The following is a 23,241-nucleotide window of genomic DNA, read 5'->3' as shown; positions in this document are numbered from 1 at the left end:
GGCCTGGATGACAAACCGGAAGGCAACCCGATATAAGTTGGCGCAACGCCGAATTTAACCGTGTGCGATCATGACATGGCGCACGGCGGTATAATCCTCCAGCGCATAAAGCGACATGTCCTTGCCATAACCCGACTGTTTGAGGCCGCCATGCGGCATTTCATTAACCAGCATGAAATGCGTATTGATCCATGTGCAGCCATAGCGCAACCGTGCCGCCGTTTGCATGGCGCGTGATATATCGCGGGTCCAGATTGAAGATGCCAGCCCATAATCGGAATCATTGGCCCAGGTGACGGCTTCGTCCACATCGGAAAAACGTGTGACCGATACCACCGGGCCAAATACCTCGCGCCGGACGATTTCGTCACTTTGCAAGGCCCCGGCAATCACGGTGGGCTGATAAAAGAAGCCATTGCCATCCTTGGGCTTGCCGCCGGTTGCGATTTCGATGTGTTTTTGCTCCGCCGCACGGGCGACAAAACTTGAAACCCGGTCGCGCTGGCGGGCGGAAATCAACGGGCCAATTTCATTTTGCCCGTCATCAGCCAGGCCATATTTGATGGTCGATACACTCGATGCCAGATCCGCCACCAGCTTGTCATAAATTTTGGGTCCGGCATAAATGCGGCAGGCTGCCGTGCAATCCTGCCCGGCATTATAAAAACCAAAGGCGCGCAACCCTTCAACAACCGCATCAATATCGGCATCATCAAACACAACCACCGGGGCCTTGCCGCCAAGTTCCAGATGCGTGCGCTTGACGGACTTTGCCGCCGCCTGCAAAACCTTCTTGCCGGTCGCGACATCGCCGGTGATCGATACCATGTCGATTTTTGGATGATTGATCAGGCTGTTGCCAACGGTTGCCCCGCGCCCCAGCACCACATTCACCACCCCTTCTGGCAGCACATCAGCCAGAATTTTCGCCATTTTCAGGGCGGTTAGCGGCGTTTGTTCGGATGGTTTGAACACAACCGTATTGCCGCCACCCAATGCCGGAGCCAGTTTCCAGGCCATCATCATCAGCGGGTAATTCCACGGCGCGATGGAGCCTACAATCCCGATCGGATCCCGCCGGATCATGGATGTATGACCGGCCATATATTCGCCCGCCGCCGATCCCGGCATGCAGCGAACCGCCCCGGCGAAAAACCGGTAACAATCGACAATTGCCGGAATTTCATCGTTTTTCACGGCATTGATCGGCTTGCCGCAATTCAGCGCCTCCAGGGCGGCAAATTCGTCGGCCTCGGCCTCGATCCGGTCGGCGATTTTCAGAAGGCAGGCCGATCGTTCACCGGGTGTTGTGCGCGACCAGCTTTGAAAGGCTTTCTCGGCGGCGGCAACCGCGCGTTCGATCTGGTCTATTGATGCCTCGGGCAACAGCAGGATGGTTTCGCCGGTTTTGGGGTTGATGACGTTTTCCTCGGTTTCGGTGCCGTTTTCAAACGCGCCACCGATCAGCATTTGAGTATCCATGATTATTCTCCGTCTTTTAAAATTATTTGCCATGACCGGCGATCTGATCGCCATCCCGCGTCAGGTAATAGGCCCCAAGAATGGGCAGAACCGTGACCATCACCACCACCAGCGCAACCACATTGGTCACGGGGCGTTGGTGGGGGCGCACCAGTTCTTCCAGCATCCAGATCGGCAAGGTTGATTGTTGCCCGGCGGTGAAGGTTGTGACGATCACCTCGTCAAATGAAAGGGCAAAGGCCAGCATGCCGCCCGCCAGAAGCGCGGTTGCAATATTGGGCAGGATCACATGGCGAAAGGTCTGAAACGCATCCGCGCCCAAATCCATCGAGGCCTCGACCAGTGAACCCGATGTACGCCGAAACCGGGCGACCGCATTGTTGTAAACCACCACCACACAAAAGGTCGCGTGCCCCAAAACAATGGTCCAGAAGGAATAGGGAATATCAGCAAGGTTAAACGCCGAACGCAGCGCAATACCGGTAATAATGCCGGGCAAGGCAATGGGCAGGATCACCAGCAGGGAAATTGTTTCGCGCCCGAAAAATTTGGAGCGGGAAATGGCACCGGCACATAAGGTGCCCAGCACTACGGCAATCAGGGTGGAAACAATCGCCACCCGAACCGACAGCCCCAATGCCTGCCAGACATCCGGCCGGTTCCAGGTGACAGCGAACCATTTCAGGGTTAATCCCGGTAACGGCCACTGATAGCTTTTTTCCTCGGTCGTGAAGGCGTAGGCAAAGATCAGCAGGATGGGCAGGTGCATGAACAACAAACCACCGGCTGCCGCAATTTTCAGGCTGACAGGTGCCCGCGTGTTTCGATCAGAGCGCATTGAAAGCCCCCATGCGTTTGGCCATCCACAGATAAAAGCCCATGATGATAATCGGCACGACGGCAAAGGCCGCGGCGAGTGGAATGTTCCCCGCCGTCCCCTGCTGGGTATAAACCGCCTGACCGATAAACAGGCGCGAAGAACCCACAATTTGCGGAATGATGTAGTCACCCAGTGTGAGCGAAAAGGTAAAGATCGACCCTGCCGCAATACCGGGCAGTGCCAAGGGAAACAGAATATGACGGAACGTCTGCCACGGCTGTGCGCCCAAGTCGGATGAGGCCTCCAGATAGCTGCCTGGCACACGTTCAAGCGCGGCCTGAATAGGCAGGATCATGAAAGGCAGCCAGACATATAAAAACACCAGAAAAGTGCCGGTATAACTGACCGAGAGGGAATAGCCCCCAATGATCGGCAGCGACAACCAGCCATCCAGCAACCATGTCAGATGCAGTTTGGCAAACAGCCAGGTCAGGATGCCTTCCTTGGCCAAAATCAGTTTCCAGGCATAAACCTTGACCAGATAGCTGGACCACAGCGGCAGCATGACCCCGATATAAAACAGCGCCTTCCATTTGCCGCGTGCATAACGGGCAGCAAAATAGGCCACGGGAAACGCCAGAATGGCGGATGCCAGCGTAACGCTGGATGCCATCAGAACGGTGCGCACGATAATATCAAGGTTGGTCGGGCGGAACAGTTCGCCATAGGTACTAAGCGTGAAATGGTACTGAATCAGCCCTGTGAACTCGTCAATCGAGAAGAAACTTTGCAATAACAGGGCAAAAAGCGATCCCAGATAAATGATCCCCAGCCATAAAACCGGCGGTGCCAGAAGCAAAAGCAGCAAAAACCCCTGGCTGCGCCAAACCCGGTCGGAAAATGCGCCAAAGAACCCACCGCGTCCCGGCAGAATGGCGGGTCTTTCTGCGGGACTTCCGCCCGACATCGCGGCACCATCGGGTACAGAGGATGAAGAGGCCACCATTACGACGCCTCCATCAAATGAAGGGCATTGCGGTCCCAGTCAATCCGGACCGTTTCCCCACTTTCGGGCACAGGTTTGCCTGCCGGGACAACCGCATTCAGGCGCAAGCCATTTAATGACAGGCCAAGGCGGGTTGATCCGCCAAGGTAACTTTGCGAAATCGCCTGGGCCTCGTATCCGCCCTGATCGGTGATCGTGATGGCCTCGGGCCGCAAACTGGCCCATAGGGAAAGGCCGGTCAGGGTTTCAACAAAGTCTGGCGGCAAAACATTTGACGATCCGACAAAATCGGCGACAAAACGCGATCGGGGTTTTTGATAAATATCCTGGGGCGTTCCCACCTGCATGATTTTACCGTCGGAAAAAACCGCCACGCGATCCGCCATCGACAGGGCCTCACCCTGGTCATGTGTGACGAAAACAAAGGTAATGTCCAATGTGCGTTGCAGAACCTTGAGTTCTTCCTGCATCTGTTCACGCAATTTAAGGTCCAGCGCCCCCAGGGGTTCGTCGAGCAACAACACCTTGGGCTTGTTGACCAATGCACGGGCCAGAGCCACACGTTGCCGCTGCCCGCCGGAAAGCTGACCGGGGCGGCGTGCGCCATAGCCCGGCAATTGCACCATTTCCAGTGCCTCCCCGGCGGCACGCAACCTTTCGGCCTTGCCCACCCCCCGGATCATCAGGCCATAAGCAACATTTTCCGCAATATTCATATGGGGAAACAGGGCGTAATCCTGAAAAACCGTATTCACGTTACGGCGATAGGGCGGAACGCCTTCCATCGTTTCGCCAAAAATTTCAAGATGCCCCGATGTCGGCTGTTCAAAACCGGCAATAAGGCGCAAACAGGTGGTTTTGCCGGACCCAGAGGGGCCCAACATGGCAAAAAACTCGCCCGGTGCAATTTCCAGATCGAGATCATCGATCGCACGCACCGCACCGAAATGACGCGAGATTTTCGAGAAAAGGACAGCAGATGGCATGGGAAATCCAGTCACCGGGTCCGCCCTGCCCCCGGACAAGGGCGAAGGCAGGGAAGGACCCTGTTGATGAGGGTAAATTTTGGTCTTGATAAATGCTGGCGGGTTTAACGCCCGCCAATCACGGCGATATAATCCGAAACCCAACGATAATAGGGCACGCACTGATCCTGGCTTGCGCATTTGGAAACCGGGGTGCGCCAGAATTTAATGCGGTCAAAATCATCAAAGCCGTTGGTTTTACAGCCTTCATCACCCAGCAGTTCATTCCCCTTACACGCAGCAGGCACCGCCGGGTTGGAGCCAAACCAGGCCGCCACATCGCCCTGCACTTTGGGCTGGATCGAATGCTCCATCCACATATAGGCACAATTCGGGTGAGCAGCATCAGCCTGCATCATGGTGGTATCGGCCCAGCCGGTTGCCCCTTCCTTGGGGATTGTCGATGCCACCGGCACACCATCGGCCTTTAACAGGTTCACCTGAAACGGCCAGGAATCAGATGCGACCATGCCTTCGTTTTTAAAGTCATCAATCTGGACCATTGCATCATGCCAGTAGCGCGATACCAGCTTGCGCTGCCCGCGCAACAAATCCAGTGCCGCCTGATACTGCTCTTCATTAAGCTCATAGGGGTCTTTAATGCCCAGTTCAGGTTTGTGCGCCATCAGGTAATTGGCGGCATCGGCAATATGAATGGCACCGTCATAGGCCTGGATACGGCCCTTGTTGGATTTGCCATCGGCCATCGTCATTTCATTAAAAACAACATCCCAACTGGTGGGCGGTTCCTTGAAATCCTTGGTGTTATAAAGCAGCACATTTGGCCCCCACTGGTAGGGAACGCCATAATGCACACCGTCAACCGTATACCAGGCAGCATCCTGAAGGCGTTTATCCACCGTGCTCCAGCTTGGAATAAGGGCCGTATTGATGGGTTGCACCCGTTTCCCGGCAATCATGCGCAAAGACGCATCGCCAGACGCGGTGACAAGGTCAAACCCGCCCTCATTCATCAGGGCAACCATCTCATCGGAGGTGTTTGCGGTTTTGACGTTAACCTTACAGCCGGTGGATTTTTCAAAATCCGTCACCCAGTCATAGGCCTTGTCGGTATCGCCGCGTTCGATATAGCCCGGCCAGGCGACAATATTGACCTGCCCTTCACCTTCTCCCAGTTTTTCAATCATTTCGGCAGCACCGGCCTGACCGGCCATCGACAGCACAAGCGTTACCGCTGTGCAGCATTGCAAAAGCGATTTCATGATTAGTCTCCCTGTTAATGGAATGCGATCTTGCTGATCACTTTTTCCGTACAAGGAGGGTACGCCTTATCCCCGGTTTCACAATTTCATTTATCAGAAACACGGTATCGGATTTACCGATACCTATATAAAATCCAATATTATCAATATAATAATGACAAAAATTTACCGTTGCCGCATTGCACGATGGGCCTGTGCAACCCCGATAAAATCGCGCGCCGCCTGGCTGAGTTTCAAACCCTTGCGCCAGACAACACCAACCTGCACCACTGGCAGCGTGCCCGATACATCGCGCGATTCAATCCGGTCGCCTTCCAGCGACCAGGGGCGATAAACCAGATCGGGCAGCAACGCCACCCCGGCCCCGGTTGCCACCAGGCTGCGCACCGCCTCGACCGAGCGGGTGCGAAACGCCACATCCAGCCGTGCGCCCAAAGCCCCCAGCAATTTGCCCGTCGCCTCTTCAATCTCATCGACTGTCAGCATGATCAATGGCTCGGATGTGACATCGGTCAAACTGATGCTTTGCGCGGTCGCCAGCCGATGCCCCATCGGCAACCACAGGCGATAGGGCGACACTTCAAGAATTTCCGATTGCAGGGCCATGCGATCGCGCAGGTTAGAGATCACCATCACCGCCACATCAATCTCGCCGCCGATCAGAAGATGTTCCAGGTAATCGCCATTATCCTCGATCGCCGAAACAGTCACGGCCGGATACGCCCGACGATACCGGGCGAGAATATCGGACAGCACATAACCCGCCACCAGCGAGGTCACACCCAGATGCAACTCCCCTTTCAGCGTTTTCTGATTGCCCTCAAACGCGCGCCTGGCATCCGAAACATCGGCCAGAATGGCCGTTGCATGCCGCAAAAACTGATGCCCCTGATGGGTGATATTCAGGCCACGGGAATGCCGCTCGAACAGGGAAACCCCCAGATCAATTTCCAGTTCCTTGATCGCTTCGGTAACAGCCGATTGCGAAATCGACAGAATATGCGCCGCGCCGGAAACCGTCCCCTGCTCGGCCACCGCAACGAAATACTGAAGTTGTCGGATCGTAAATGCCATAATCCGGAAAGAATAAAAGATCGCGCGAAGGAAGTCGCTGCGAATTTAACAACCCTGTAAATTGCCCTGCCACATGAAATGATCACTCTAAAAAAAGGGCAAGCCCAAGAGCCTGCCCCTTTGAAAGGTGCACTGCAATAAAGACTAATCAGCCTTCGACAGGAATCCCGTGGATGTACCCAACACCACCGGCAAAGCGGTCGCGGTAGTTGGCGTCAATCAGGGGTTCGAGTTCGGCTTTGACCTTGTCGTGCAGGCCTTTTTCCCAGTCGCCCGGATGCTGGAAGTTGCTCATGATGTAGGCAAAGCCGTTCATGTCATCGACAGCATGCAGGCCGGTTGATTCGGCACCAGCCGGGCAGGAAAGGATGCGGTCCAGCTTTTTGGTATCGACATTATAGGCCCACAGGAAGTTATTGACGTGGTTGCCGCTGTCTTCACCGACAAACAGGGTCCGCATTTTTTCGGAGAACTTGATGTTATCCGGGTTGGCAATCAGGTTGACATCAGCGGTGTTGCCGATTTCATCCGGGGTTTCAAGGTCACGGCCAATCAGTTCCGGCACGGCGGCCATCGTGACCGGGACCCAGTCACTATCAATCGCATTGCCGTCGGTATCGGTCTGGCCGCCGGTCATCGGCCATGCGTAAACGGCACCGGCCTTGATCTGGTCAACCTTGATCGGGTTTTTACCGTCGCTCATGGATTTATAGATATAGGACATGGCGGAATAACCGATTTTGTCCTTGGCATTGACCGTGGTGCCTTCCATTTTGGTGAAGGCCAGCGTACCGCCCACCAGCGGGGCATAACGGTGGGTTTCAAGATAGGCTGCGGCCTTTTCCATGCCCGGTTTAACGCGCACCCACTGTTCCTTGCCGCTGAAACGAATGGCGGTGAAGCTGTCATCTTTCGGGTCTTCATGGACAACATCAATAATGTCATCGGCTGTCAGTTTATCGGCCAGCGCCTTGATTTCGTCGCTGGTGGCATGTCCCAGAAGGACCCATTTCAGGTCAAACGAACCGCCCTTGTCCAGGTCAACACCTTCGCGCTGCATGACCTTGGCAACATAAAGTTTACCCGAGGAAAGGTCCGCCGGTTTGTCGGCGATGAACATGAACAGGCCGCCATTGGTGGCATCGTCACCCATGAGGGTCGTGCGCTGATCCGGCATGACCTGCACCAGTTCGTGCGAAATACGGCCCAGGCAATAATGCTTTTTGATTTCGCCGGTGCCATCGGCATTTACGATCACTTCGGGCATGTGGCCGTAATGATAGGGATTGGCCTTTTTCGGATCGCCATACAGGGTTTTGCTGTAGGTCTGGAATTCTTCCGAGGTGGCTGCCTTGGTGGCATCGGGTTCGTATTCTTCCGATGACAGATGCGTATTCCAGGGGGACAGGCTGGCGGCACATGTGATCCAGAGGCCATGTACCTTGCTGGTATCAACCGGATGATACTGAACCAGGCTCAGCTCGCCGCTTTTCGGGTCCTGGTCAAAGGTCAGAACGGCAATCGGGGATGGCAGCTTGCCATACATGTCGGTGCCATCATAGGCGCGCGAGGTATATTCAAACTGAACCACGGCGAAAACCGTGTTGCCCTTCACACCCGGAACCTTGGCGCCATCAACTTTGATCAGGCTGTAGCCATCCGGGCAGTCCGAGAAGAACTGGCGTTTGTCGGGCGAGGATTCATCAATGATCGGGTTGTTGTTGATGTCGCGATAGCCACCGGCAACAACCTTGCCGCCCTTGCCATCGGGAACTTCGTCACCCGTAATGAAAAGCGGTTTATACCCCAGTTTGAAAGCCTGTGTTGCACCATTTTCATAGGTTGCGACAAGGCCGGAATTAACCGTGGTGGTGGCCCGTTCGGCGTCGGTTGCGGGGGCAGCCATACCCACAAATTCAATCGACTTGACACGATTTTTGGCCGTTGCGGCAAAGGCCGGGGTGCTGCCCAGCATGGACAGGGCCGATGTTTCAAGCAACGGGAGGAAAGGCGCGCCCGCAAGAATACCAAGCAGCGAACGGCGGGAAATGCCGGTTGGGCTGGTCATGTCGTTAATCCTCAAAATAACAATCTGAAATCCGGGAAGAAACCCGTAAGAGAGAGCTGCCTGTCAAACCCAGAGCAAAACAGGCGATGCCCGCATTCTAATTTTTGTCTGTGACGGTTTGATAAAACTTTGGTGTCATTCCAGATAACAATCAAAGCACGCAGGCGAATTTTGACCACCCTGTTCAACAAGAGGTGCAACCCGTGCCATCGAGCTTCCCGGTCCTAACTTGCAATTGGCCGTCGTCTGTGCCTTACTTGGCGTGACTTCAGAAAAATAAAGCCGCAAAATCAGAGAGGTGAAAACATGGTAGATGCCAGTAATGGCGCCACCAGCCAGAAAGATATTTCCGATACAGCATCCGACCTTGCCAGCATGACCGATGCCAGCCCCGAAGAACTGGCAGCCTATTATGACAAATGGGCGACGTCCTACGAAAAAGACCTGCTGGATATGGGCTATGAAGCCCCGACAAAAGCCGCCACCATCATGGCGCAACAGAATATTGCCAAAGACAGCCCGATCCTGGATGCCGGATGTGGCACCGGTTTAACCGGGCTGGAACTTGCCAAACAGGGGTATCGCCACATAACCGGCATTGATATTTCGCCAGAATCCCTGAAACAGGCCAAAGCCAAGGACTGTTACACCCTTCTGAAAATCCAGAACATGAACCAGCAACTGGATTTTGACGACAACAGCTTTGCCGCGGCACAATGTATTGGCGCGCTAACCTATGTTCGACATATCGAAGGTCTGATGCGCGAACTTGTTCGCCTCGTCAAACCGGGCGGCATCATTACCTTTACCCACCGAACCGACCTTTATGACACGGCCTTTGCCGACCTGATGCAAAAGCTGACATCTGAAATGCTGTGGGAACAGGTCCATCATTCGCCCCCATCGCCCTATATTCCCCGGCACAGCGATTTTGGCGACAGCAAGCTGATATATTACGATATTTATCGCGTGCAGGCGGATTAACCCGAACTCATCCGCCATGCCGGGAAATGGCCAATAGCAGCCACCCTGCACGGCAGAGATGCGAAAAACAGATTAACTAGTGCCCGGGGCCACCAGATCGTTTATTCCTGAAAGCATGCAGCATGTGCCGCAAACAGGAACAAAGGATAACGCGATGGACCATTCCCGACTTTCAAAATGTATTCAAGCCGGACAGGGCAAAGTCCCGGCGGATATGGTCATTCGTAATGTTGGCCTGCTCGATGTTATTACCGGTGCCATCATCACAACCGATATTGCCATTGTAGGTGATCGCATTGTCGGCACCCATGCCGATTATAAAGGCGATGTTGAAATTGACGGCACCGGTCGCTTTGCCGTACCCGGCTTTATTGATACGCATCTTCATATCGAAAGTTCGCTTGTCACCCCGCTGGAATTTGACCGCTGTGTTTTGCCGCATGGTGTGACCACGGTTTTGTGTGACCCGCATGAAATTGCCAATGTACTGGGGGCTGCCGGTATTCGCTATTTCCTGGATAGTGCCGAACGCGCCATTATGGATATTCGCGTCAACCTGTCATCCTGCGTGCCTGCAACGCCGTTTGAAACATCAGGTGCGCAGCTTGAGATCGATGATTTACTGCCATTTCGCGATCACCCCAAGGTGGTTGGCCTGGCCGAGGTGATGAATTATCCCGGCGTGCTGAACCTTGATCCCGGCATTATGGCAAAGCTGCTGGCGTTTCAGGATGGTCATATGGATGGTCATGCGCCGCTGGTGCGCGGCTTGCCGTTAAATGGCTATATGGCGGCAGGTATTCGCACCGATCACGAGGCCACATCGGCCGAAGAAGCCCGTGAAAAGCTGGCAAAAGGCATGGCGATTTTGATCCGTGAAGGGTCTGTTTCCAAGGATCTGGAAGCCCTTGCCGAAATTCTGGATGAAAACACCTCAAGCTTTGTTGCCCTGTGTACCGATGACCGTAACCCGCTGGATATTGGCGAGGAAGGCCACCTGGATGCGTTGATCCGCCGCCTGATTGCCAAGGGACGGCCGCTGCATCATGTTTACCGGGCGGCATCCCATTCGGCAGCACGTATTTTTGGCCTTAAGGATCGCGGGTTGATTGGTCCGGGCTGGCGGGCGGATATTGCTTTGCTCGATAATCTGGAAGACTGCCAGGTCAGCGACGTGATCGCCGGGGGCAGACTTGTGACGCCAGCCCTGTTTGAGGCGCGTGAACAGGTTCCGGCGGTTGGTTTAACATCCATGAAGGCAAAGCCGGTTTCGGCCGATGCCTTTGTTTGCGCGCCCAAACCGGGCCAGAACCAGACACCCGTGATCGGTGTTAAACCCGGCCTGATCCTGACCTTTCGCGAGGAAGCCACCCTTGAAGTTTCGGCCAACGGGCTGGTGCCCGACCTTGAGGCCGACGTGATCAAGGTGGCCGTGATTGAACGGCACGGCAAAAACGGCAATATCGGCCGCAGCTTTGTCACCGGTTTTGGCCTTAAGCGGGGGGCCATTGCATCATCGGTCGGGCATGACAGCCATAACATTACAGTGGTGGGTGCCAATGATGCCGACATGGCCCTGGCGGTTAACCGGCTGATCGAAATGGGGGGCGGTTTTGCCGTTGCCAATGGCGGCAAAATTACCGCCGATTTGCCCCTGCCCGTCGCCGGCCTCATGAGCGAAAAACCGTTCGAGACCATTTCCGAAGATCTGGAACATTTGCGTGCTGCGGCAAAGGACCTGGACTGCAAATTGCCCGAACCTTTCCTGCAGGTGGCCTTTTTGGCCCTGCCGGTGATCCCGCATCTCAAGATGACGGACCGGGGATTATTTGATGTCGATAAGTTCGATTTCGTGAACTAAGACCTTAGCAAAATCGGCCCAAGCATCTTCACCCCCGTCCTTGATTTAAGGGCGGGGGTCGTTTTTTGTGGCTCAAGAGCTTAAAATTAACCCGTAACGCATTGATAATAATCATATTTTGAAGTTTTTCACAGATAAGAATTATTATCATTGACTTTATCAACTATATTTTCTATTAGTTGACTTTATCAATGAATATTCCCTCAAACCTGCCAGCACGCAATGTCGCATTCTGGCATATTGCCTGCCTTTCAAGACAGGCCTGATCTTTCAATTTACTGCTTTCACCCCGACCGTCATGGGCTGCATCCCTCCCCATGCGCGGTTTCAGGAAGAGTTCTGCATGTCAAAATCACCGGTCATTCACGAGGATGGCTTACCTCAGCCCCAACGTGGCCTTGCTTTTCTGACCGTCTCGCTCGCCATTATGATGGCGGTGCTGGATGGCTCGATTATCAATGTTGCCCTGCCGACCATCGCGCACGACCAGCATGTCAGTGCCGCGCACGCCATTTGGGTCGTGACGGCCTATCAGCTTGCCGTCGTAATTGCCCTGCTGCCCCTGGCTGCCCTGGGCGAAAAAATCGGCTTTCGCAAAATCAATCTCGCCGGGCTGGTGCTGTTTTGCGGGGCGTCGATTTTATGTGCCTATTCTCCCACCATCGAAATCCTGACATTTGCCCGCCTGGTTCAGGGACTGGGCGGTGCCGCCATGATGAGCATCAATGGTGCCCTGGTTCGTCACATTATGCCTGTCAGGCTGCTGGGACGCGGTATCAGCATGGTGGCAATGGTCGTCGCGATCTCTGCGGCTGCCGGGCCTTCCATCGCATCGGCCATTCTGGCGGTTTCAAGCTGGCACTGGCTGTTTTTAATCAATGTGCCGATTTCAATCCTTGCTTTTGTCATGGGTTATTTCACTCTGCCCTACAACAAACTCAACGGTGCCAAATTCGATTTCGGTAGTGCCGTATTAAACGCACTTGCCCTGGGCTTTTTGATCTCCGCATTGGGCAGCATTGGCACCAGTCACAACATGGCACTGATTATCGGTCAGTTCATTATTGCCCTGACTGCCGGAATTGCCCTTGTCCGCCGTCAACTTTACCGCGACATGCCATTATTGCCGATTGATCTGTTGCGCAGTCCGGTTTTTACCGGCTCCATCATTGCCTCGATCTGCGGGTTTTGCGCTCAGTTTATCGCCTTTGTCTCGCTGCCATTTTTCTTCCATGACGTCATTGGTTATGATGCCGTCAAAACCGGTATCCTGATGACGCCCTGGCCGGTGGCGACAGCCCTGACCGCGCCAATTGCCGGTCGCCTGGCCGACAAATATTCGGCGGCCCCGCTTACCACCATCGGCATGGTCATTTTCGCCACCGGCCTTGCCGCCACGGTTTGGCTGCCCAGCGAGGCGGGCAATTATACCATCATTCTTGCCCTGATGCTGGCCGGGGCCGGTTTTGCCCTGTTTCAAACACCCAATAACCGCATCATGCTCACCAGCGCCCCGCGTGAACGCAGTGGCGGGGCCAGTGGCCTGCAATCAACCGCCCGGCTTTTGGGACAATCAAGCGGCGCGGCACTCGCCGCCATCCTGATTGCACACAGCACCGAATTCAGCCTTGCCCTTTTGATGTATAGCGCAGCGGGCTTTGCCCTGATTTCGGGCTGTATCAGTGCCATTCGCAACCGCGCCTGGCAGGTCGGCATCATTTCCTGATGCCCCTTTCCATCCATTCCGGGGGCATTGACGCCACCTGGGCTGATGATTACGTCACATGACAAACGGAGCTGACGATGCCCGATATGACGATTGGCGAAACCCTGCATACCCTGCTTCATGCCTATAAACGGGCATTGCGCCAGGCCTATCAGCAGGCGGACATCCCCCTTGCCATTTCGCATATCCGAACGCTTAAGGGCATCAATGCCGTTCCTGACTGCACGCCTTTGGCATTATCAACCCGCACCAAACACGACAAAGGCCAGCTTGCCCGTCTTCTCAAGGATTTGCTGGCTGAAAACCTGATCGAAAAACATCCGCACCCCGACGACAAACGCAGCAATATCCTGCGTCTGACGCCGAAAGGATATCAAATGATAAAGCGGATCAAAGAGGTCGAAGAAATCGCCGCTTCACGCATGGCAGCCGGGCTTTCCCCCGATGAAATCACCGATTTCAACCGACTTGCCAATATCATGAGCGCCAATCTCGCGGAATAAACCGCTCCGGCGCCATATTCCCCATTTGCACTGAAAGGAGATCACCATGCCAAAACCAGCTCCCCGGCAATTTGAAGTGATCCGAAAAGCCAATGTTACCCCGAATATGCTGCGCATTACCCTGGGTGGTGACGGCATGAATACCTTCCCCAAAGACCAGGCCAGCGCCTATGTCAAACTGATGTTTGACAATCCCGACCAGGAAAAACCGATGCTGCGAACCTATACCGTCCGCGCCCAACGGGAAGACGAAATTGATATCGATTTTGTCCTGCACGAAGATGGCGGACCCGCCTCGCGCTGGGCCACGGAATGCAAGCCCGGTGATAAAATCGCCATTGGTGGCCCCGGCCCTAAAAAACTGGTCGATAACACTGCCGATTGGGTTCTGATCGTTGGTGACATGACGGCCCTGCCCGCCATATCGGTCAATCTTGAACAATTGCCCGCCGATGCGCGGGGCTATGCCGTGATTGAAGTTCTCAGCGAAGCCGACATTCAACATCTTGCCAAGCCCGAACATGTTACCATTCACTGGGTTGTTAATCCGCATCCCGGCACCAACAGTGCTGCCCTGCCCAATGTTGTGACCGCGCTGGACTGGCCAGACGGCAAACCTTCTGTCTGGGCGGCATGCGAATTTACGGCCATGCAGAAACTCCGCCACCATTTCCGCAATGAACGCGCCATCGATAAACGCGAAATGTACATTTCCAGCTACTGGAAACTTGGCATCAACGAGGAAACACACAAATCGGTAAAACGGGAAGATGCGGAAACCGATCAGGCCGCCTGATATTTCCACTGCAAAGCTTATACCGCGCGAAAGCAGATCCGTTATCGGGTCTGCTTTTTCCGTTCCCGCCAGAAAATGACCCAGCATCAACAAGCCCAGTACAAACTGGCTGAGAATTTCGGAGTCCCATTCCGAAAATAGGCATCCCGGATTTTTATTTGGCTTTGGCGACCTTCCGGCCACAGCCCTGAATTGATGAGCAATATCAAACACTGTTACAAAAATTGAAAATGTGTCATAAAATAACATTTTATTGACAATTTACCGAATAAATGGTGACGTGTGTAGAAAGTATACAAATTGTCGAAAACATCATCAGGGACGTTGACCATCACCGACGGGATCCAAGGTGCATAAAATCACAATCACAGCATCGTGCCGCGGTTAAGCGGGATATGCGCCAATTGCGAATCATAATCTCTATAGCCTCGTGATACTCCCTGATGAAGTCATTCGGCACCATTGCGCACAGCCTGTTGGCCTGCGCGTCTTGAGTGGGGATAAATGCGTGGCGGATACACGTTTGGCATCAACGCTGTCGGTTGAAGACCTGACCGTCCAATTTGGCGACAATCGCGTGGTCGAAGACCTGAGCTTTACGGTTAAGGCCGGGCGAACCCTGGCGATTGTTGGTGAATCCGGTTCCGGAAAATCCGTAACATCCATGTCGATCATGCGTCTGGCTGAAATGAACGGGGCCACCTATGGCGGTGGGCGTGTTCTTTTTAACGGGCAGAATGGTCAAATCGACCTGCTTTCTGCCAGCCAGAAAGAAATGCGCGCCATTCGCGGCAACGAAATCGCGATGATCTTTCAGGAACCGATGACATCGCTGAACCCGGTTTTCACCGTGGGCAACCAGATTGCAGAATCGCTGATGCTGCATGCAGGCATGAGCAAATCCGCTGCCCTTACCGAGGCACAGCGCCTGCTTGATATGGTCCGCCTGCCCGATTCCGCAGAACTGGTGAAACGTTATCCCCATCAGCTTTCAGGCGGGATGCGCCAGCGCGTGATGATTGCAATGGCACTGGCCTGCCGACCCAAGCTGTTGATTGCCGATGAACCGACCACGGCCCTTGATGTCACCATTCAGGCGCAAATCCTGACCATCATTCGCGACCTGCAAAAAGAACTGGGCATGGCGGTTATTTTCATCACCCATGACATGGGCGTTGTTGCCGAGGTTGCCGATGATGTTGTGGTGATGTGGCAGGGCAAAAAGGTGGAAGAAGGCCCCGTTAAAGAAATTTTTGCCCATCCGCAACATCCCTATACCCAAACCCTTTTGGGCGCTGTCCCGCGCCTGGGCGAAATGGAGGGCGAGGATTACCCCAAACGCATGCCCGTCACCGTCATGGAAAACGGCACACCGCGTTTGATCGGCACCGAGCAAATTCAGAAAACCGCGCGTTACGATAGCGCCCCGATCCTCTCGGTCCGCGACCTTGTCACCCGGTTTGACATCAAAAAAGGCTTGCTGGGCGGTGTAACGCATCGCGTCCATGCCGTCGAACAGGTCAGTTTCGATATTTATCGCGGCGAAACCCTGGCGCTGGTGGGTGAGTCCGGCTCCGGCAAATCGACCATCGGGCGTACCATTCAGCAATTGCAGGAAGCCACCAGCGGCGAAATCACCTTTGATGGCAAAACCTTTGCCGCGATGAGCAAGCAGGAACGCCAACGCCTGCGCCAGGAAATCCAGTATATTTTCCAGGATCCGTTTGCATCCCTTGATCCACGTAAAAAGATCGGCTTTTCAATTGCCGAACCGATCCACACCCATCGCCTGATTGCCAGCGAGAAGGACATTACCAAACGGGTTGATCAGTTGCTTGAACGGGTTGGTTTGACATCGGCACACCGCGATCGGTATCCACATGAATTTTCCGGCGGGCAGCGCCAGCGTATTTGCATTGCGCGCGCCCTTGCCTCCAACCCGAAAATGATCATCGCCGACGAGGCATTATCCGCCCTTGATGTGTCCATTCAGGCACAGATCATCAATCTGTTCATGGAATTGCAGGAAGAACAGGGGCTGGCCTATCTGTTCATCAGTCACGACATGGCCGTGGTTGAGAAAATGAGCCACCGTGTCGCTGTGCTCTATCTGGGGCAATTGGCGGAACTTGGCAGTCGTCGCCAGGTTCTTGAAACCCCGACCCATCCCTATACCCAACGTCTGCTAAGCGCAGTGCCCGTTGCCGATCCGACGCGCATTCGTGAACGGGCTGTTCTGGAAGGTGAAATTCCCAGTCCGATCCGCCGTGTGGGCGACGAACCGGCCATTCTGACACATCGGGAAATCGCACCGGGCCATATCGTGGCCGAGGGGATGGAAAACGTCGCGTAAAAGAAGTCGTTAAGTGCCTTCTTCGGTGCCTTGTCACCACTATTGGAGAAAAGAAATGATCAAAAAACAGGGATTGCGTACCGCCATCATGGCGCTGGCCGTGGCCGGGGGTGCGTTTATGGCTTCGCCAGCCTGGGCTGCTGGTACAATGACAATTTCTTCGCCGCAAGACCCCGGCAGTTGGGACCCGGTTGATACCTTTCTAGTCAACTGGGCATCGGTTGCCACCAATATTTATGATGGCCTGACCTATCGCGGACCGGACACCAAACTGGTTCCCGGTCTGGCAACATCGTGGGAAACACTCGATGATGGCAAACGCATTCGTTTCAAGCTGCGCGAAGGGGTCAAATTCCATGATGGCGAACCGTTTAACGCCGAAGCGGTCAAATTCACCTTTGACCGCCTGATGGGCCCCGAAGGCTCCAAGGGCCCGCAAAAGTCCAACTACGCCTCCATCGACCATGTTGAAGTGATCGACGACAACACGGTTGATTTTCACCTCAAGCAGCCTGATCCCGTTTTGTTGACCAAGCTGGCCGGTTATGGTGCCATGATTGTGCCGCCCAAATATATTGCGGAACATGGGGAAGACTATTTCAATACCCATCCGGTTGGCACCGGTCCGTTCAAGTTCGTTTCCTACGAACCCAAGGTCGGCATCAAGCTTGAAAAATTCGATGGTTTCTGGGGCGACAAGGCCAAGCTTGACCACCTGAACTACCGTTTTATTTCCGAGCCCTCAACCGCCGTTGCCGAACTTCAGGCAGGCCGTGTTGATCTGGTCATTCCGCCGACCATTCCGATTGGCATGATCCCGACCATCAAAGGCGATCCCAATCTTGATGTTGTGACCTCGCCCAGCCCGACGGTCTATGCGCTACGTTTCAATACCAAAAACGGCATCACCAAGGATGTAAAAGTCCGCAAGGCGCTGATTTACGGTGTTGATCGTCAAGCCATCATTGACTCGATCCTTGGCGGCGAAGCCTCCCCGATTGCAAGCTTCCAGGGCAAATTGTCCTTTGGCTATGACCCGTCAATGAAGCCCCTGCCCTATGACCCGGCCAAGGCCAAGGAACTGCTGAAAGAAGCCGGTGTCCAGCCGGGTGCACCGGTCCAGATCGACATTCGTGGCAATGATGCGACCTTTAACGAAGTGGTGCAGGCGGTTGCCAGCTATCTTCAGATTGTCGGCATTAACGCCACGATCAAACCCTATGAAACCAACGTGTTGCTCAATGACATCATCCCGAAGGGCAAAACCGGGGCGATGTTCCAGCAATCCTGGGGCGGCTGGACGCTTGATTTCGATAATACGGCCTATTTCATGTATCACACTGGCGAGAAATGGAACCCGTATGACAGCGACCCGAAAATGGATGAAATGCTGGAAAGCCAGCGCGCCATTACCGATCGCGCCAAGCGTGAGGAAATCCTGCGCAATATCGCCAATTATGCAGCTGACCGCGCACTGGAAATGCCGCTTTATAACCTCAATGCCATCTTTGGTATTTCCAAGCGGGTGAAAAACTTTACCCCCGCACCTGACAGCCGCCTGCGCCTGAACGAGGTTTCAGTCGACTAAAAAACCCATCCTTTGCCCGCCCGGCACCGATTGTTCACATCCGGTTTCGGGCGGGCAACACAGCCTTTTTTGAAGTAAGGGACAAGATTTTGGCCGGATTTCTGATCAAACGTTTTTTGCAGGCGGTCTTTGTGGTGTTTGTTGTCACCATTACCGTATCCTTCGCCATTCGCCTGACCGGCGACCCTGCCCTGATGCTCACCCAGGGGGCCGGCAGTGTGACCGAAGCCGACCTTGAACGCATCCGCGAGGCGCTGGGTCTTAATCAGCCTTTTCTTGTCCAGTATTTCCAATTCATCAAAGGCATGTTCACCCTTGATTTTGGCCGCAGTTTCCTGGGCGGAACCCCGGTTTCCGGTTTGCTGGCCCAGGCGCTGCCTGCCACCCTGTCGCTTGCTTTTGCCTCCATGATCGTCTCGATCATCCTGTCCATTCCGCTCGGCATCAAGGCTGCTGTCGCCAAGGGGAAATGGGCCGATCAGATTATTCGTATCCTCTCGCTTGTCGGGCTGTCTTTTCCGAATTTCTGGCTCGCCACCATGCTGGTGCTGTTGCTTTCCATCACCTTTCGCCTGCTACCGCCCAGCGGCATGGATAATTTTGCCAGTTTCATCATGCCCGCCGCGACAATGGGCATTATCCTGACGGCGACCAATGTGCGCCTGGTGCGTACTGCGATGCTCGAAACGCTGCAATCGCAATACATTATGGTCGCCCGTGCCAAGGGACTTAGCGAAAATGTTGTTCTTTACAAACATGCCCTGCGCAATTGTGCCATTCCGCTCATTACCTATTTCGGCCTGCAATTTGGCGCCCTTCTGGGCGGGATTGTGGTGATCGAGCGGGTGTTTAACTGGCCCGGCCTTGGCACGCTGGCCTTTGATGCGGTAGGCGGTCGCGATTACCCGGTTTTGCAGGCCGTAATTACCGTTCTTTCGTTGCTGATTGTCGGCATCAACCTTCTGGTCGATATTGCCTATGGGCTGATCGATCCGCGTATCCGCACGGAGTAAGCCATGTCCGCCCCAACACCCACGGCAACATCTGAAATTCCGGCAAAACCGGCCCGTCGCGGCAAAAAATTTGCCCGTTTCCGCCAGCTTGAATTTGTTCTCGGCATTCTTCTGGCGGGCGGCATGTGCCTTGCCGTTCTGTTTTCCGGCTTCCTGTTTCCCGATGGCGGTGAAAAAATCGACCTGATGGCCCGCCTGACCCCGCCTTTTGTCAAGGCTTCCCATATTTTTGGCACCGATCCGTTAGGACGTGACGTGTTGGCGCGCGTCATTATTGGCGGCAAAATCTCGCTCCAGGTTGGCCTTATCTCGGTCGCCGGTGCGGTTGCCATTGGTGTGGTAATGGGCCTGGTTGCCGGTTATTACCGTGGTTTCTGGGATATTCTGGTCATGCGCTTTGCCGATGTGCAGCTTGCCCTGCCCTTTATTTTGCTTGCCATCACCTTTATTGCCATTGTCGGTGGCGGCATTACCAACACCATCATTTTGCTGATTGTCTCGCAATGGGTGCAATATGCCCGCCTGGTGCGTGGTCTGGTTCTGTCGCTGCGCGACCGTGAATTTATCCAGTCTGCCCGCGCCATTGGCGTTGCCGATATTCGCATTCTGTTTTCCCATCTGCTGCCCAATCTGATTGGCCCGGTCATCGTGCTGATGACCCTGAATGTTGCCACCAACATCCTGCTCGAAAGCAGCCTGACCTTCCTTGGCCTTGGGGTTAATCCGCTGATCCCAAGCTGGGGCGGCATGCTGGCCGATGGCCGCACCTATTTGCAAAATGCTTGGTGGGTCAGTGTTTTCCCCGGCCTTGCCATCATGCTGACCGTGCTGGGCCTGAACCTGCTGGGCGACTGGTTGCGCGACAGCCTTGATCCAACCGGAAAGACCTCCCAATGAGTGAAATTTTCAAACAAAGCTTCCCCCGCAGCCTTGACCAGTTGATCGAGCATTATAACAACGATGCCCATCGCGGTGCGACGATCGAAGCATGGCTGTTTGAGGACGAGGCAACACGCCGTGCCGGTGAACGCATTCTGGCAATCCACGGGATTACCGCACATCTGCGCAGCGCCTATAAACCCCTTGTCCATGCGGTTCTCGAAGAAATTGACCTGTCCGATGCGACGGCCGTTGAAATCGCCTATCCGCGTCATGAAGTGTGCACCGAAAACCGGTTTCGCCTGGAAACCTATCCCGTCGCAGCACTGTGCGGTGATGCCGAAATCTCCTTTGTTCCTGGCAGTGAAACCGATTTCACCTACCGTCTGACAGTCACACACAGTACAGGCGCACAAACAATCCACGACATTTTCGCCCCCAACCGGGTCCATCAGGACTGCATCGGTGAAACCCTGGTCTCGCCCACCGGCTGGTTACGGGTGCGTGATGCACAGGGCAATATCCTGGCCGATGGCCGCCTGGAAACCGAATACGAGGCCGCCTTTCACACCACCATTGATGCCATTGCCGATCACGACTGGGGCGATAGCGAACCCTATTTCAATGAACTCAATATCCGTGTGACCCTGCCGGTTTCCGATCAGCCCCTGGGCATTGGCGACGAAGTTCTTAGCCTGCGCGAAGCCCTGCACGAGGATTTCTATTTCTCGCTGCTGGAATTTTTCCAGAAGAAATCCGGTCGTCCCTTGGGCGATCGTGGTTTGCAGCCAGGGCAGATCGTGCCGGAAATCATCAAGGCCGACGGTGCGCCCTCGGTACGTGTCACCTTGCGCGATTTTGACCTCGCGGTTATCAGCACGCCAGACCAACAACTTGATCAGGCCCAATCCGCCATTAACCCGGAACAGGTCATTGGCGAACTTGGCACGATCAGTGGCGAGGAATTTAGTGCCCAGTCCCGTGCCGGGCGACAGATCCTTGCGCGCTACCATGCCGGGTCCGATAAAGCGGTTATGATCAGCGGCGGCCAGCATCCCAATGAAACCAGTGGCGTGGTCGGTGCCCTGCGCGCCGCACAAACGTTAAATAGCCGTGAAAACAGCCATTTCACCATCTCACCGCTGGAAAACCCGGATGGATATGCCCTGCATCAACGCCTGATCCAGGATAACCCGCGTCATATGCACCATGCCGCCCGTTATACCGCACTGGGCGATGACCTCGAATACCGCAAGGGCGCGAACCTTCTGGAAAAGGAAATCCGCGTCCGTGCTCAGGAAATCAGCGGTGCGGAACTACATATCAACTTACATGGTTATCCCGCCCATGAATGGACACGTCCGCTATCGGGCTATGTGCCGCGTGGCTTTGCCATGTGGACCCTGCCCAAGGGCTTCTTCCTGATCCTGCGCCATCACGAGAGTGCCACAGAACGCGCCGAAATGCTGATTGATCTGGTGACAAAACGCCTTGCTGATGTGCCAGGCCTTCTGGAATTTAACGCCAAACAGATCAAACTGTACGAAACCCACGCGGGCGAACATGGCTTTCGCATGATCAATGGTTTCCCCTGCTGGGTTTCCATCGATGACCGCCACGATGTGCCGATCACACTGATCACGGAATATCCCGATGAAACCGTCTATGGCGATGCCTTCATCGCCGGGCATAGCGCACAAATGGCAACGGTTCTCGCGGCCTATGACGCCCACCAGGAACTGTCCTGACCTGCCAGAGTCTCTTCTCGACAAGCGAACACATCTTTCGCAAGTCATGGAATCCTCGGTTCCGGCTATTGAGGAGAGACTCTATTTCCAGTAGCATCATCCTTTTAAAATAACCGTCTGAAGACCAAAGTGCATTTGGCATTTTCACTCTCATGCTTTGGGCTTCTCAGTTATATGGTGATTGATACTAATGGAAAATACACATCTCACCTGGATGAAACGTGCCGAAGATGTAGAGGCACTTAATCCGGATATCTGTTTTGTTTTAAATCCCGACATATATATCGGTGATCCTGATGATTCGTCACAATTTGACAATCCGGCCCTAAGTCTACCTTTAACACAACCGAAGTTTGAGCATCTTGTCGCCCCGGTGATCCTGAGTTCGGAATTGCAAAATCACGAGCCGGAAATGGTGGCATATTACCGCAATATTATTGATTTAGCTTCGGAGCATGGACTGCCATTTAATGATATTAGCCACTATTTCTGGCTACGCCTTTGGCTCTGGCGTTCAGATCAGGGACCAGCGGCAAGTGCCCCCTGGTGGGACAGCTTTGGAGAAATGATACCGTTTTTTGATGCCCTTGAAACTCACAAGGAACCCGGGCTGATATTTGAAGATATGGATCAGGGATGGCGTTTGCAGATCGCAGCTGACGATCAATTCTTCTATTTTCGAGAAACGGACGACGTTTTTGACGAAAATATCGATCCGGAAGATGAAATCTGTTTTCGTGTTCCCAAGCAGGATTGCCTCTCTAAATTGCGGGAAGTCCGCCAGCGGACAGAAGCGATCATCGCCGAACTATCCCGCATAATGGGTGCCGATGTCTGGACATCATACCAGGACAAAACACCCGAATTTCATCACGGTAACTGGCGCCCAAAATTGCCAACAAAACGTCGTAAAAAAGGATTTTTGCAGCGCCTGTTTGGCGCTTCAAGCTGACGATCGCCGAGAAACGGATCTGGGGCCCAGACGCAAAAACGCCGCACTCAAGTGAGTACGGCGTTTTGTAGTATCATGTGATCAGGGAATATGTTTTTGACTGTGTTTAGAAGGCCCGGCGGTGCCCTACTCTCCCGTGC

Annotated in this window: 18 protein-coding genes; 11 read left to right on the top strand and 7 right to left on the bottom strand. The window is 54.3% G+C overall.

Going from position 1 to position 23,241, the window contains the following annotated elements:
* Nucleotides 1–54 precede the first annotated feature (54 nt).
* From TH25_RS04670 to TH25_RS04640, 7 genes are all read right to left on the bottom strand, one after another.
* Entirely contained in the window at nucleotides 55–1,482 is a 1,428-nt protein-coding gene (locus TH25_RS04670; protein WP_114087280.1) for a gamma-aminobutyraldehyde dehydrogenase, read from the bottom strand.
* A gap of 22 nt (nucleotides 1,483–1,504) precedes the next feature.
* Entirely contained in the window at nucleotides 1,505–2,320 is an 816-nt protein-coding gene (locus TH25_RS04665) for an ABC transporter permease (protein ID WP_114087279.1), read from the bottom strand.
* On the bottom strand, nucleotides 2,310–3,308 hold the full coding sequence (locus TH25_RS04660; RefSeq protein WP_258549035.1) for an ABC transporter permease: 999 nt from the start codon (nucleotides 3,306–3,308) through the stop codon (nucleotides 2,310–2,312). Before TH25_RS04660 ends, TH25_RS04665 begins: the two co-directional genes overlap by 11 nt.
* Nucleotides 3,308–4,294, bottom strand: a complete 987-nt coding sequence (locus TH25_RS04655; RefSeq protein WP_114087278.1) for an ABC transporter ATP-binding protein — start codon at nucleotides 4,292–4,294, stop codon at nucleotides 3,308–3,310. The genes TH25_RS04660 and TH25_RS04655 overlap by 1 nt, the downstream gene beginning before the upstream one ends.
* Nucleotides 4,295–4,398: 104 nt before the next feature.
* A complete protein-coding gene (locus TH25_RS04650; RefSeq protein ID WP_114087277.1) occupies nucleotides 4,399–5,556 on the bottom strand; it encodes an ABC transporter substrate-binding protein in 1,158 nt (385 codons plus the stop codon).
* A gap of 165 nt (nucleotides 5,557–5,721) precedes the next feature.
* Nucleotides 5,722–6,630 (bottom strand): LysR substrate-binding domain-containing protein, encoded by a 909-nt coding sequence (locus TH25_RS04645; RefSeq protein WP_114087276.1) that lies wholly within the window; start codon nucleotides 6,628–6,630, stop codon nucleotides 5,722–5,724.
* Nucleotides 6,631–6,778: 148 nt separating this feature from the next.
* A complete protein-coding gene (locus TH25_RS04640; protein WP_114087275.1) occupies nucleotides 6,779–8,698 on the bottom strand; it encodes a PhoX family protein in 1,920 nt (639 codons plus the stop codon).
* 306 nt (nucleotides 8,699–9,004) lie between these two features.
* Between TH25_RS04640 and TH25_RS04635 the strand changes: the two genes are divergently transcribed.
* The 11 genes from TH25_RS04635 (at nucleotide 9,005) to TH25_RS04585 (ending at nucleotide 23,101) form a co-directional block, all read left to right on the top strand.
* The gene (locus TH25_RS04635; RefSeq protein ID WP_114087274.1) at nucleotides 9,005–9,682 is read left to right on the top strand and encodes a class I SAM-dependent DNA methyltransferase; all 678 of its coding nucleotides are present in this window, start codon (nucleotides 9,005–9,007) and stop codon (nucleotides 9,680–9,682) included.
* A 154-nt stretch (nucleotides 9,683–9,836) separates the two neighbouring features.
* Nucleotides 9,837–11,543, top strand: coding sequence for an adenine deaminase (gene ade / locus TH25_RS04630; RefSeq protein WP_114087273.1), 1,707 nt, complete (start codon nucleotides 9,837–9,839; stop codon nucleotides 11,541–11,543).
* A gap of 343 nt (nucleotides 11,544–11,886) precedes the next feature.
* On the top strand, nucleotides 11,887–13,269 hold the full coding sequence (locus tag TH25_RS04625) for an MFS transporter (protein WP_114087272.1): 1,383 nt from the start codon (nucleotides 11,887–11,889) through the stop codon (nucleotides 13,267–13,269).
* A 77-nt stretch (nucleotides 13,270–13,346) separates the two neighbouring features.
* Entirely contained in the window at nucleotides 13,347–13,772 is a 426-nt protein-coding gene (locus tag TH25_RS04620; protein ID WP_114087271.1) for a MarR family winged helix-turn-helix transcriptional regulator, read from the top strand.
* Nucleotides 13,773–13,818: 46 nt separating this feature from the next.
* On the top strand, nucleotides 13,819–14,568 hold the full coding sequence (locus TH25_RS04615; protein ID WP_114087270.1) for a siderophore-interacting protein: 750 nt from the start codon (nucleotides 13,819–13,821) through the stop codon (nucleotides 14,566–14,568).
* Between the two features lie 508 nt (nucleotides 14,569–15,076).
* The gene (locus TH25_RS04610) at nucleotides 15,077–16,921 is read left to right on the top strand and encodes an ABC transporter ATP-binding protein (RefSeq protein ID WP_114087269.1); all 1,845 of its coding nucleotides are present in this window, start codon (nucleotides 15,077–15,079) and stop codon (nucleotides 16,919–16,921) included.
* 55 nt (nucleotides 16,922–16,976) lie between these two features.
* On the top strand, nucleotides 16,977–18,509 hold the full coding sequence (locus TH25_RS04605) for an ABC transporter substrate-binding protein (protein WP_114087268.1): 1,533 nt from the start codon (nucleotides 16,977–16,979) through the stop codon (nucleotides 18,507–18,509).
* Between the two features lie 89 nt (nucleotides 18,510–18,598).
* Nucleotides 18,599–19,522: an ABC transporter permease gene (locus TH25_RS04600; RefSeq protein ID WP_114087267.1), complete on the top strand. Its 924-nt coding sequence runs from the start codon at nucleotides 18,599–18,601 to the stop codon at nucleotides 19,520–19,522.
* Nucleotides 19,523–19,525: 3 nt separating this feature from the next.
* Nucleotides 19,526–20,419 carry an ABC transporter permease gene (locus TH25_RS04595; protein WP_114087266.1) on the top strand — a complete coding sequence of 298 codons (894 nt, stop codon included), beginning with the start codon at nucleotides 19,526–19,528 and terminating at the stop codon, nucleotides 20,417–20,419.
* Nucleotides 20,416–22,149 (top strand): M14 family metallopeptidase, encoded by a 1,734-nt coding sequence (locus tag TH25_RS04590; protein WP_114087265.1) that lies wholly within the window; start codon nucleotides 20,416–20,418, stop codon nucleotides 22,147–22,149. Before TH25_RS04595 ends, TH25_RS04590 begins: the two co-directional genes overlap by 4 nt.
* Nucleotides 22,150–22,339: 190 nt before the next feature.
* The gene (locus TH25_RS04585; protein WP_114087264.1) at nucleotides 22,340–23,101 is read left to right on the top strand and encodes a hypothetical protein; all 762 of its coding nucleotides are present in this window, start codon (nucleotides 22,340–22,342) and stop codon (nucleotides 23,099–23,101) included.
* Nucleotides 23,102–23,241: the final 140 nt, after the last annotated feature.

The organism is Thalassospira profundimaris (assembly GCF_003326755.1).
GTDB classification, from domain to species: Bacteria; Pseudomonadota; Alphaproteobacteria; order Rhodospirillales; family Thalassospiraceae; genus Thalassospira; species Thalassospira profundimaris_B.
Note: the sequence above shows the minus strand (reverse complement) of the source record. Positions and strands in the feature narration are given on the sequence as shown.

What these genes read in the sequence shown, in the direction of transcription:
- TH25_RS04670 (WP_114087280.1), bottom strand. Translation starts at nt 1,482, where the DNA reads ATGGATACTCAAATGCTGATCGGTGGCGCGTTTGAAAACGGCACCGAA.
- TH25_RS04665 (WP_114087279.1), bottom strand. Translation starts at nt 2,320, where the DNA reads ATGCGCTCTGATCGAAACACGCGGGCACCTGTCAGCCTGAAAATTGCG.
- TH25_RS04660 (WP_258549035.1), bottom strand. Translation starts at nt 3,308, where the DNA reads ATGGTGGCCTCTTCATCCTCTGTACCCGATGGTGCCGCGATGTCGGGC.
- TH25_RS04655 (WP_114087278.1), bottom strand. Translation starts at nt 4,294, where the DNA reads ATGCCATCTGCTGTCCTTTTCTCGAAAATCTCGCGTCATTTCGGTGCG.
- TH25_RS04650 (WP_114087277.1), bottom strand. Translation starts at nt 5,556, where the DNA reads ATGAAATCGCTTTTGCAATGCTGCACAGCGGTAACGCTTGTGCTGTCG.
- TH25_RS04645 (WP_114087276.1), bottom strand. Translation starts at nt 6,630, where the DNA reads ATGGCATTTACGATCCGACAACTTCAGTATTTCGTTGCGGTGGCCGAG.
- TH25_RS04640 (WP_114087275.1), bottom strand. Translation starts at nt 8,698, where the DNA reads ATGACCAGCCCAACCGGCATTTCCCGCCGTTCGCTGCTTGGTATTCTT.
- TH25_RS04635 (WP_114087274.1), top strand. Translation starts at nt 9,005, where the DNA reads ATGGTAGATGCCAGTAATGGCGCCACCAGCCAGAAAGATATTTCCGAT.
- ade (WP_114087273.1), top strand. Translation starts at nt 9,837, where the DNA reads ATGGACCATTCCCGACTTTCAAAATGTATTCAAGCCGGACAGGGCAAA.
- TH25_RS04625 (WP_114087272.1), top strand. Translation starts at nt 11,887, where the DNA reads ATGTCAAAATCACCGGTCATTCACGAGGATGGCTTACCTCAGCCCCAA.
- TH25_RS04620 (WP_114087271.1), top strand. Translation starts at nt 13,347, where the DNA reads ATGCCCGATATGACGATTGGCGAAACCCTGCATACCCTGCTTCATGCC.
- TH25_RS04615 (WP_114087270.1), top strand. Translation starts at nt 13,819, where the DNA reads ATGCCAAAACCAGCTCCCCGGCAATTTGAAGTGATCCGAAAAGCCAAT.
- TH25_RS04605 (WP_114087268.1), top strand. Translation starts at nt 16,977, where the DNA reads ATGATCAAAAAACAGGGATTGCGTACCGCCATCATGGCGCTGGCCGTG.
- TH25_RS04595 (WP_114087266.1), top strand. Translation starts at nt 19,526, where the DNA reads ATGTCCGCCCCAACACCCACGGCAACATCTGAAATTCCGGCAAAACCG.
- TH25_RS04590 (WP_114087265.1), top strand. Translation starts at nt 20,416, where the DNA reads ATGAGTGAAATTTTCAAACAAAGCTTCCCCCGCAGCCTTGACCAGTTG.
- TH25_RS04585 (WP_114087264.1), top strand. Translation starts at nt 22,340, where the DNA reads ATGGAAAATACACATCTCACCTGGATGAAACGTGCCGAAGATGTAGAG.